The 12,154-nt window shown below is 38.2% G+C and carries 9 protein-coding genes; 6 read left to right on the forward strand and 3 right to left on the reverse strand.

What is annotated here, in order from left to right; all coding sequences use genetic code 11:
• Positions 1-38: 38 nt before the first annotated feature.
• On the forward strand, positions 39-1,958 hold the full coding sequence (locus tag ACSLUO_RS05040; protein ID WP_448246744.1) for a VCBS domain-containing protein: 1,920 nt from the start codon (positions 39-41) through the stop codon (positions 1,956-1,958).
• A 351-nt stretch (positions 1,959-2,309) separates the two neighbouring features.
• Here the strand turns inward: ACSLUO_RS05040 and lolE are convergent, their stop codons facing one another.
• From lolE to ACSLUO_RS05055, 3 genes are read right to left on the reverse strand one after another with little or no spacing between them, the layout of a single operon-like run.
• Positions 2,310-3,581, reverse strand: a complete 1,272-nt coding sequence (lolE, locus tag ACSLUO_RS05045; RefSeq protein ID WP_448246746.1) for a lipoprotein-releasing ABC transporter permease subunit LolE — start codon at positions 3,579-3,581, stop codon at positions 2,310-2,312.
• Positions 3,582-3,589: 8 nt separating this feature from the next.
• On the reverse strand, positions 3,590-4,390 hold the full coding sequence (gene lolD, locus ACSLUO_RS05050; protein ID WP_448246748.1) for a lipoprotein-releasing ABC transporter ATP-binding protein LolD: 801 nt from the start codon (positions 4,388-4,390) through the stop codon (positions 3,590-3,592).
• On the reverse strand, positions 4,383-5,615 hold the full coding sequence (locus tag ACSLUO_RS05055) for a lipoprotein-releasing ABC transporter permease subunit (RefSeq protein WP_448246750.1): 1,233 nt from the start codon (positions 5,613-5,615) through the stop codon (positions 4,383-4,385). The genes lolD and ACSLUO_RS05055 overlap by 8 nt, the downstream gene beginning before the upstream one ends.
• 524 nt (positions 5,616-6,139) lie before the next feature.
• Here ACSLUO_RS05055 and ACSLUO_RS05060 point away from each other — a divergent pair.
• The 5 genes from ACSLUO_RS05060 (at position 6,140) to ppk1 (ending at position 12,153) form a co-directional block, all read left to right on the forward strand.
• Complete coding sequence (locus tag ACSLUO_RS05060; RefSeq protein ID WP_448246752.1) at positions 6,140-7,054, forward strand: hypothetical protein; 915 nt, start codon at positions 6,140-6,142, stop codon at positions 7,052-7,054.
• A 228-nt stretch (positions 7,055-7,282) separates the two neighbouring features.
• Entirely contained in the window at positions 7,283-8,956 is a 1,674-nt protein-coding gene (gene ettA, locus ACSLUO_RS05065; protein WP_448246754.1) for an energy-dependent translational throttle protein EttA, read from the forward strand.
• 84 nt (positions 8,957-9,040) lie between these two features.
• Positions 9,041-9,397, forward strand: coding sequence for a PilZ domain-containing protein (locus tag ACSLUO_RS05070; RefSeq protein ID WP_448246756.1), 357 nt, complete (start codon positions 9,041-9,043; stop codon positions 9,395-9,397).
• 50 nt (positions 9,398-9,447) lie between these two features.
• On the forward strand, positions 9,448-9,945 hold the full coding sequence (locus ACSLUO_RS05075; protein ID WP_448246757.1) for a glycine cleavage system transcriptional repressor: 498 nt from the start codon (positions 9,448-9,450) through the stop codon (positions 9,943-9,945).
• 96 nt (positions 9,946-10,041) lie between these two features.
• Positions 10,042-12,153, forward strand: coding sequence for a polyphosphate kinase 1 (gene ppk1, locus ACSLUO_RS05080; RefSeq protein WP_448246759.1), 2,112 nt, complete (start codon positions 10,042-10,044; stop codon positions 12,151-12,153).
• Position 12,154: the final 1 nt, after the last annotated feature.

Consider the following 12,154-nt stretch of genomic DNA (forward strand, 5'->3'; position numbering starts at 1 on the left):
CCTAGTATCAAAAAAAGAATAAGTAACAAGGAAAAATAATGAAAAAACAATTCCTAGCTTTATCAGTTATTGCCGCTTTAACAGCATGTGATAGCTCTGATGACAAAAATACAACACAAACGGCAGCCACATTTGAGGGGAATTTAACTGCGGTACTTTCAAAAGCCGAAAACCCTGCACTACGTGTTATTGTTGATGATGTAAACCCAGGGGAATCACTTATTTTCCCAGCGACCATCGAAGGTACTTACGGTACCTTTACCATTAACGCCGCTGGCGATTGGGATTATCAGCTTTACACAGGTGATGAAGAACACCCAGCGATCACCGCGTTAGTTAGCTCTGACATGCCAAGCCTGACGGAAATTCCGTTTGTGATCAAATCTGCCGATATGACAGAGCAAACAATTAATGTCACCATTGAAGGTATTGATGTACCAGCCGTATTTAGTGAAACATTAACAACGGTTGTCAATGTTGATACCGGCACTATTAACGGTAGAACAGCGGTAAGTGATGCTAACCCTGCCGAAGCTTACTTCAAAGCGGCCTTAGAACAACCAGGTGCGCAAGCAACCGAAGTAGATGGCACGGCAACAATTACGACTAATTATGGTGTTGTCACTTTTACCATAACCGATCCGGTTGAAGGCGTAGAAGCAGTTGAAGCCTCTCCTGCTATTCCAGCAACAGAAACTACCCCTGAAATACCAGCTGTTGAAGCTGTTGAAGGTGTAGCGGCCGTAAAAGGTAAAGTTGAATGGACGTACGAAATTGACGCCTCAAATGAAGCAGTTAAAGCCTTATATTACCTAGAAGAAACAGATACACCACCAACATTAGATGATAGTTTCACCGTTGAATCTGCTGATGGTACAACGCAAGAAATTATGATCACTTTAAAAGGTGCTCAGCAAATACCTGCAGATATTACCGGTGTTCCTGGTGGGATAGATGTTGAACCTGCCGAAGGTGAAGAAGCTGTGGTGAACCCAGACGTTACCGTTAATATCAATAGCGTTGATGCCGCCGGCACCTTAATGATCACAGATCCAAACTTAAATGAAGATAAGTTCATTGTACAAGATGCTGTTGAACTTGGTTATGGTACTTTCAGTATTGATGAAAACGGTGCTTGGACATACATGCTCGATGCAACGAATGCTGATGTGGTTGCCCTAAAAGGTGACGGTACTGCGCCAACACCTCTAATTGAGACAATAAAAGTAATGTCAGTAGATGGCACAGCTGTTGATCTTCCTGTGACGATTAATGGTTTAATTGGCGGTAATTTAACAGCTCAAATAGGCGGAGGTGCAGAAGGTGTATTAACGCTTGATGTACCTGATGCGGCAAGAGCTGCAGGTAAAATAACATTTAAAGCTAACCTGTCTGCCACAAATAAAAATTCTGATTTTACTTTTTGGGGTGATAAAATTCACCCAGGTGGAGATAAGCATAGATCAACAGCAAACGTTGTTGTTGCTGGCAACGGTGAATTAAAGTATTCACGTACAATAGATCAAGTAGGTTCAACGAAAAAAGACCTTGTTTTAGAACAAAGCCATACTCCAACAGTATGGTTTGACGTTGAATTCACTTGGAACTCATCAGGTAACTCGTCTGTCCCTGGGGTTGTTTCTCTTTCAATTGATGGTGTACCAGTAAGAGATGTTGACGGTGAAATTACCAGTGACTTTTTTGATATAAAGAGTCTTTCTTACCATATTGCCAGACTTGGTGTTTATGTTATTCAATTTAAACTACCAAATGACGCCAACGCCCCTCTATATATTGATGATATCGTTATATACTCTGATGTGGCAGGTACAACCCAAGTAGCCGCTGAAGATTTTGATGGCTTAGCTGAAGGTACTGAGCTTAACGCTGCTATTGTTGACTCAGCAAAATCTAAAACCGTTATTGTTGGCGCATTAGCAAAACCAGCAACTGAATAAGGTCTGCAATAAACTTGTAAATCTATATCCATAAATAAAAATAGCGCTATTAATAGCGCTATTTTTTTGCCTAAAAAATGTAGGTTCAAACAGAATTCAGCTATAACTAATACAGCTAAAACCCTAGCCTAAATTAAAGTTCTAACTCACACCGATAACAACACTGACTTCAGTACTGGCTTAACTGTACCGGCTTTACTTCGTTGGCTTGCTGCATTGCTTTTATTCGCTTTAACTGCACTGTTTGCGTAGTACAACGCTATTTGAGTACAGCTTTGTTTTATAATTCACTAAGTTTTATTCAACCTCAATTCAATAACAAACTTACCGACGAGTCAATTTTTCAGGTTGTTACATCTGCCCTAATACTTGAGCAGGATCTACTTTAGTTGCACGCCACGCAGGATAAATAGTAGCGAATAAACTTAACACTAGCGCAATGGTCACGGTAATATAAACATCAGGCCATTGTAATTGGCTCGGTATAAAGTCAATAAAATAAACATCGCCAGACAGAATTTTAGTTGAAAAAACACTTTCTATTTTGGTGATCACATGGGTTAAATTCAGCGCTAAATAAATACCTAAACCAGTACCTAAACAACAACCAACAATGCCATTCACTAAGCCTTGAATAATAAAACTTAACATGATCAATAACGGGCTCGCACCCATGGTTTTCAAAATAGCAATATCGCCTTTTTTTTCATTAACTACCATGATCAAGGTAGAAACAATATTAAAGCTCGCCACTGCAATCACTAAGGCTAAAACAATAAACATCACCATGCGCACTAATTGAATATCTTGAAATAAGTGACCTTGGGTTCGAGTCCAATCATGAATATAAACATAATTATCAAGCTGATAAGCAATGTTAGAAATAATCGCTCTGGCTTGAAAAACATCTGGCACTTTAATGCGCAATGTATTCACCTGACTGGCGGTGTAACCTAAAATGTCTTGAGCTTGCGCTAATGAAATATAAGCTAAGGTGTCGTCAATGACACCACCAAAAGTAAAAATAGCGACTACCTCAACATGCCTAACCGTAGGCGCGGGAAATTGTTGCTGCATACCATTTGCTACTGGTTGGTTTATTGGTAACAATAGTTGCACTTTATCACCAAGTTTAAGCGCTAATTTTTTGGCAATACCAGAACCAATAATCAAGCCTTGTTTATCTGAACTTTCACTTGATAAATTTTGCCACTTGCCCGCGGTAATATATTGGCTAATGTCTGATACTAGCTGTTCGCTATTCACATCAACACCGCGTAGTTCAACACCTTTTAACTGCCCTGCTTTTTGTACCATGCCAGTCATTTTAATCGCTGGTGCAACCGCTAACACTTCAGGATTAGCTAGCATTTTTTTTGCGGTTGCTGGCCAATTATCAATTGGCTCATTCACTGACTCGAGTTCGGCATGAGGGATGATCGATAATAATTTATCCGCTAAGGCTTTTTCGAACCCATTCATCGCCGATAAAACAATGATCAAAACCATCACACCTAAGGCAATACCTAAAGTAGAAGATGCTGAAATAAAAGAAGAAAAACCACTACTGTGCCGGCGAGAAACATACCTTAAGGCTAAAAATAAACTGATAGGCTTTATCATAGTAACAATTACTCAACAACCGGCGTTTGATTAACCTGCTCAGGCAGTTTTTCAGTTAAGTTTTGCCCCGATGTCTTTGGCTCTACAGACACAGCTTTATTAGTTACGTCATCTACCGGGGCTGACTCCAGCGTTAATGGTACGAGTTTGCCATGATCAAACGTGACTTGGCGATCCATCTTAGCCGCTAATAATAAATCATGAGTAACAATCACAAAGCTGGTATTAAGCTGACGATTTAAACTTATCAACAATTGATAGACTTGCTCTGCGGTATCAAAATCTAAGTTACCGGTGGGTTCATCCGCTAATACTAAAGCCGGCTCTGGCACTAAAGCCCTAGCAATAGCAACACGTTGGCGTTCACCACCTGAAAGCTCTGACGGTAAATGTGTTAATCTATGGCTCAAACCTACTTTATCTAACATCAAACGCGCTTTTTCTAAGGCAACTTTAGGTTTGTCACCACGAATTAACAGCGGCATAGCCACGTTTTCTTCCGCGCTAAACTCCATCATTAAATGATGAAATTGATAAATAAAACCAATATGTTGATTACGAAACTGCGCCTTTTTTTTATCGCTTAACTGATGAATATCAACATCATTAATTTTAACCGTACCACTGGTTGGCGTATCTAGTGCCCCCGCTAAATGCAAAAAGGTACTTTTACCGCAGCCCGAACGACCAACAACGGCAAGTAATTCCCCCTGTTCCACCGTAAGTTCTAAACCGTCAAGCACTTGGGTGGTTTCATTACCCTGCTGATAACTTTTTGATAATTGCAAACACTGCAATACCTTACTCATTTCGTAATACCTCTGCTGGTTGAGTTTTTGATGCGCGATAAGCGGGATATAAACTGGCTAATAGGGTCATACTTAGTGCGCCTATGATAATGGTCATTAAATCGCTGATCTCAAATGCAACTGGTAATTGCTGCGCAGCATAACCGCCACCGAACAAATTAAGTCCTAATAATGACAACACATCATTTAAATAAAAGGTCGCTAATAACCCGAGAATAACACCAAAGGTTGTGCCAAAAATGCCATTAAACATTCCTTGAGTTAAAAATACTTTCACAATGTCAGCGCGGCTTAAACCTAATGTTTGTAAAATGCCAATTTCGCCCTGTTTATCGATAACTACCATGACAAGGGCCGAAACAATATTAAAAGCCGCTACGGCAATAATTAGGCTCAACATTAACCACATCATGTTTTTTTCCATGCTGACCGCTGAAAACAAGGCTCCTTGCGATTGTTGCCAGCTAGTAATTTCAACATCTTGTATGTGTGACTGAATGTTTTTAACCACTTTATTGGCATTAAACGCATCATCTAAATACAGCCGTAATTCAGTGTAACTATTTTCAGGTAAACGTAATAACTTAGCTGCATCATGGCTTGAGGTATAAATAACACTGTCATCAACTTGCGAGCCCAAATTAAAAATGCCTACTACTGTAAAAGTTCGCTGTACGGGAATACGTCCCATTGGCGTAAAGCGGGTTTTATTGGGTAAAACAATACGCAGATTATCGGCTAACGAGACATTTAATTTTCGGGCAAGTGCTTGACCAATGACAAGCGAATATGGAATGTTTGATAAGTCTGCAAACTCTCCTGCAAGCATATTTTGAGCAACCATACCCTCTTGTTCAAGCGAGCTTTCAATACCTTGTAATAGCACACCACGTAGTCCTGAGGCTGATTGTACTAAAGCTTCAGTACTAATGATCGGCGTTGTATTATTGACGTGTTCAAGCGTTAAAGTTTGCTCGCGCAATTTTTGCCATTGGCTCAGCGGTTTTTGCTCAGGTGCCGATAAAGTAACATGCGGCACAATTCCTAAAATTCGGCTTTTAAGCTCCCCTTCAAAGCCATTCATTACTGACACGACAGTGATCAAGGCGGCAACCCCAAGTAAAATACCAACAACAGAAAAAAAGGTAATAAAAGAAACAAAACCTGAACGATTACGACTTCGACTATAACGCAGGCCAATAAATAAACTAACGGGCTGGAACATGGATGGCTGACAAACTCTGATCGGTAATATTATTTTGCGCTAAGCATATCATTGTCTTTCGTTAACGTCTTGTATTAACAAATATTCGATTAGAGCGTGTTAACCTTTTGTGTATAATTTTTGTTCTAATAGAGCGCAATAAGAACAAAGCCAAGCAATGTAATATCGTTATTGCTAACTTATATAGAGAAACTATGGTAAAACAACAGCACTTCAATCTCTCTGCCTTGCATAAAAACATATAGCCTGTTGCCAAAACATACTGCAAAGATTAACACGCTCTAACTAAATCAAAAATTTATGTAACAACTTGCTTCATGATTAAAAACTGTCGTATTTTACTTTTGCTGAAAAATCCCTGTTTATTATAAACTGCTGACTTAAATATGCTTTTTTAAATTTATGCGTTAATTGTGCATTAATTACGCATTAATTGTGCGCAGTACAATAAAACAGCACTCGACAAGCTCTCATCCGATCTGTATGATAACGCTGTCATTTCATCGGAGTTGTAGGAGTGTTGTGTGTTTTTGAACAAAAATTTATTAAAAATAAAGCTTAAATTAATGGTTAGTAGTTTATGCTTTCTCAGCCTCTTGCCTGCTCATGCTGGCATTGTTAATTTAGGCACTCAAGGCTCAGTCAATTTAGCCTCTGCCTCTGATTACACCTTTGCTGCTATTGCAAGTGAATACGGTGAGTTAGGCAGTTTTAGTGTTGGTGTAGAAGCAAAAATATTTGGTAATGTCGCTGCCAACAATAGCTTAATTATAGGTTCGAATGTAAACATTAATGGTAATGCCTGTTCAAATTACGTTGCTAAGTCACCTGGCACGGTGATCAGCGGTGATGTAGGGCTTAATGGTGACTGTGCAAATGCACTAACAACTCTAGGTACAGATATAAAAAATGCCAGCGCTCAAGCACAAGCGCTTACTGGCTTAGCCATTGATAACATCGCACAATCAGTAACCTTAAGTGCATCACAAAGTCAGGTATTTTTTACCGATGAGTTATTTCTTGAAACCGGCGAGTTTTTAACAATATCCGGTTCACAAAACGATGGCATGCTGGTCAATGTTCGTGGCTTAGCTAGTATTGGCTCTGGTGCAGGCATCCGCTTAACCGGTGGTATATTAGCCAACAATGTTATTTTTAACTTTTTAGACAATGATACTGCCACTAACTTTATTATTGGCGCTGCTGAATTACAAGGCACCTTTTTGTCTGGCTCAAGAAGCTATCAATTAGGTGATGGTGCAACCCTCAACGGTACTCGCTTTTTAACCACAGATAGTATTCTAGGTAACGTGCAAACAGTTATTGGCTTAACTGACACTATACCTGTACCTGAGCCGCACACCAGCTTGTTTTTATTGCCTTTAGCGTGGTTATTATTCCGCTCTAAAAAAAGTAACAACACAGCTACTGTACTATAAACTGGACTATAAAAAGCTTAGCCTCTGATTTATAAGTTCAATACCGCTTTGTATCTATCGCTTTAAAATAAATCCCCTAAATTACATTTATTTTAAAGCGATAACTCCTCCCCTTTTCTGCTAACATTATTTTTCAGGCGAATTGATAAAAGCTATTTGCTTATCAAAGCCAACCTAACCTAAAATATCGACAATATTTTTTTCCACACAATCAAATAAGGTTTAACCATGGCATTGCCAGATAAATTTATTTATTCAATGAATCGGGTGAGCAAAGTTGTGCCACCTAAGCGCACTATTCTCAAAGACATCTCGCTTTCTTTTTTCCCCGGCGCAAAAATTGGCGTATTAGGTTTAAACGGTTCAGGTAAATCTACCTTACTTCGCATTATGGCGGGTGTTGACACTGAATTTGAAGGTGAAGCTAAAGCCTTAGCAGGTACAAACATTGGTTATTTACCGCAAGAGCCGGTACTTGATGAAGAAAAAACCGTTCGTGAAATTGTTGAAGAAGCAGTATCTGTTGTTAAAAATGCAATGGCGCGTTTAGACCAAGTCTATATGGAATATGCTGAAGAAGGTGCTGATTTTGATGCCTTAGCTAAAGAACAAGGCGAATTAGAAGATATAATTAACAGCCAAGACGGCCACAATATTGACAATGTGTTAGAAAAAGCCGCTGATGCATTGCGCTTACCACCTTGGGATCAAAAAGTAGCGGTATTAAGCGGTGGTGAACGTCGTCGTGTTGCTTTATGTCGTTTGTTATTACAAAAGCCTGATATGTTATTGCTTGACGAACCAACTAACCATTTAGATGCTGAATCGGTTGCTTGGTTAGAGCGCTTTTTACATGACTTTACCGGTACTGTGGTCGCTATTACCCATGATAGATATTTCTTAGACAATGTCGCTGGTTGGATCCTAGAACTTGACCGCGGCTATGGTATTCCATGGGAAGGTAACTACTCATCATGGCTTGAACAAAAAGATGCGCGTTTACAACAAGAATCCAAAAGTGAAAGTGCCTTACAAAAAACCATCAAGCAAGAACTTGAATGGGTTCGTCAAAACCCGAAAGCACGTCAATCTAAAAACAAAGCCCGTATGGCACGTTTTGAAGAGCTTAATAATCAAGATCATCAAAAGCGTAATGAAACCAATGAACTTTATATTCCACCTGGACCGCGTTTAGGTGACAAAGTTTTAGATGTGGAAGCGTTAACAAAATCTTACGGTGATCGTGTATTAATTGACAACTTAAGCTTTAGTATTCCTAAAGGCGCTATTGTTGGTATTATTGGTGCCAATGGTGCGGGTAAATCAACCTTATTTAAAATGCTATCAAACGCTGAAATGCCAGATAGCGGCTCAGTTAGCTTAGGTGAAACCGTTAAGTTAGCCAGTGTTGATCAGTTCCGTGACGACATGAATGACAAAAACACTGTCTTTCAAGAAATTTCTGAAGGCCACGACATTATTCAAATTGGTAACTACGAAATTCCAGCTCGTGCCTACTGTAGCCGCTTTAACTTTAAAGGCAATGACCAACAAAAGTTCATTGGCGACCTTTCAGGTGGTGAACGTAACCGAGTCCATTTAGCGAAGTTGGTGAAAACCGGCGGTAACTTATTGCTGCTTGATGAACCTACCAACGATCTTGATGTTGAAACGTTACGTGCGCTCGAAGAAGCCTTATTAGAATTCCCAGGTTGTGCCATGGTTATTTCCCATGACCGCTGGTTCTTAGACCGTATTGCTACTCACATACTTGATTATCGTGATGAAGGACAAGTTAACTTTTTTGAAGGTAACTTTACTGATTATAATGAATGGCTTAAGAAAACTTTAGGGCCTGCAGCTTTAGAGCCGCATCGCATTAAATATAAAAAAATCAATTAATCAACAATTTAAGGCACCAAAAGGTGCCTTTTTTATAAAACAAAGCTATGCTAAATAAATACGTAATTAATTTAATAAAATCGCATGGAAAATAGACGTCAATTCACCCGAATATTGTTTTCTATCAAGGCTGAGTTAGAAGTTGAAGAAAATACTTACCCGGTATCGATTCAAGATATCTCATTAAATGGTGCTTTAGTCACTTCGTCAGCCGATACAGAATCACTAAAACATAAGCTTGGTATATTATCATTCCAACTCGATGAAAATGATCCTATCACCATGCATATTGCCGTTGTTCATACTAACAATAATGAATTGGGCTTACGTGTAAATGCCATCGACATTGATAGCATTTCAACATTAAGACGCATGGTTGAACTCAATTTAGGTGATGAAGAACAGCTCAATAAAGAGTTATCTCAATTAACACGCGATTAATAAATTTATACTAACCTGCCCAAATAAAAATAGACAAAAGTGACCCTGTTATGAAACACATTATCATTTCTTTTATCAGCCCAGATCGCCCAGGAATTGTTGATCAAATTGCTAGCGTTGTTAAAAAACAACAAGGTAATTGGCAAACCAGTAGCCTACATCATTTATCGGGTTTATTTGCCGGCATTGTCGAAATCACCGTTGACGAAAGTCATCTTGACGATTTATGCACAGCCCTAAGCAACTTAACCGAGCTAAATTTACAAGTTGAAGTTGCACCAGACACCTTAGCTACCGCAGCAGAAAAAATCATCTTAGAGCTAACCGCAAATGATCGCGCCGGCATTGTTAGTGATATATCATCGGTGATCCATCACCATAATGGTAATTTGATCAAGTTGGTCAGTAATCAACAAAGTGCAGCTCACTCTGGCCAATTAATGTTTAATGCCAAAGCCCATGTGACCATTGATGAATCAGCGGTTGATAATATGGTCACTGCATTAGAGAATATTGCTGATGACTTAATGGTTGATATTACACGCTAAAATAGCAACTTCTACATATGACGTTTTTGTTACCATGAAATAATTTGGTAACAAAAACCTTTTATCATTATCTTTTTACATCATAAATATTTGTATATGAAAGATAGTAACCTTTTTTTTAACAAAGAACTTAGCTGGTTAGCCTTTAACGAGCGCGTTTTGCAAGAAGCATCAGACCACGATGTACCATTAATAGAGCGTATACATTTTTTAGGTATTTACTCTGCCAACCTTGATGAATTTTTCCGAGTTCGTGTTGCTAATATTCGCCGCAAAGCCTTAGTAGAAGCTGCTCATCCGGAAGAAGTTAAAAATAATGATCCTATTTGGACTAATCTACTCCATCAAATATTAAAAAAAATTGATGTTCTCACCGAAAAATTTCGCGAAGTCGCCCTAGCCAATTTTGCCGAATTGGAGCAACACGGCATCAAGCTTATTTTTAATGATAAAAAATCAAAAATTTTTAATGAACAAATTAGCGATGAGCAACATGCTTGGTTAAAACGTTTTTTTGAACATAAAATTATTAAACATATAACACCGATTATTATTGGCCCTACAACCAATGTTTCAGCCTGTTTAGATGATGATGGAATCTATTTTTTAGTCGCCCTAAAAAGTGAAAATCATGAACAGTTTGCCTTAGTTGAAATTCCACGGAATGAGGTTAATCGTTTTATTATCATGCCTGAGCATTTGCAAAATGGTTTTAAAAAAATACTCATGTTAGATGATATCGTGCATTATTTTTTAGAAAATATTTTCCGCGATACCATCAATTTCACTTCTATCGATGCTTATTCAATAAAACTCAGCCGTGATGCTGAATTTAACTTAAACGATGAACTTGATGGTAGTTTGCTCGATAAAATGTCAAAAGGCTTAAAACAACGCCTAAAAGCAGAGCCGGCCCGCTTAGGTTATGATAAATTTATGCCTGATTACATGGTGAAATTTTTACGCAAACAGTTAAAAATTAAAGGGGTTGATAACTTAGTACCTGGGGTAAGATTTCGCCACTTTGAAGACTTTGTGAAATTTCCTAATCTTGGCAATAAAACCCTAGAAAACCCACAACTACCAGCATTAGAGTCACTTACATTTAAACATCATCATTTAATGTTTGATGCTATTAGCCAAGAAGATATTCTGGTTTATTACCCTTATTACAAATTTAGCCATTTCACTGAATTTGTTCGCCAAGCCTCTTATGATCCGTTAGTAAAAGAAATAAAAATTAATATTTACCGTGTTGCTAAAAAATCAGAAATAATTCATTCATTAATTGAAGCCGTTAAAAACGGTAAAGAAGTAACTGTTGTCGTTGAATTGCAGGCGAGATTTGATGAACAAGCCAATATTGAATGGGCAAAACTCATGAAAGATGCCGGTATTCATGTAGAGTTTGGTATTCCGTCATTAAAAATTCATGCAAAAATATGTTTAATTAAACGTTTAGAGCAAGAAAAATTGGTTAGTTATGCCCATATTGGTACGGGAAATTTTCACGAAAAAAATGCCCGTATTTACACCGACTTTTCATTATTTACAAAACATAAAGACCTTTGCCAAGAAGTCGATAACGTTTTTTCATTTATTTCGCACAGTTATAAACGCTTTCGATTTAATCATTTAATTGTCTCGCCACTGACATGCCGACGACGTCTGAATCAATTTATTGATAATGAAATTAAAGCTGCTGAGCAAAAACAAAAAGCACAAATTACCCTAAAAGTTAATAACTTAGTTGATGATGATTTAATCAGTCGGTTATATAAAGCCAGTAATGCCGGTGTAAAAATTAACCTTATTGTTCGTGGTATGTGTGCATTAATTCCTGGCGTTAAAGGCATGAGTGATAATATTCAGGCCATTTCGATTATCGACCGTTTTTTAGAGCATCCACGAGTAATGGTCTTCCATAATGGCGGTGAGCAATCAGTATTTATTAGCTCTGCCGATTGGATGGAACGAAATATTGATCACCGGGTAGAAGTCGCCACCCCTATTTATTGTCCTAAGCTAAAACAACGTATTATCGATATTCTTGAATTACAATTAAGTGATAACTGTAAAGCACGACGCATTAACCCATCACAAAGCAATACTTATGTGAAAAAAGGTAAAGTCGCGGTTCGTTCACAAATTGCTATTTACGACTATTTAAAAGCGTTAGAAACGCCAGCAGATTCACCTAAAACATAAC

Source organism: Thalassotalea agariperforans (genome assembly GCF_053470345.1).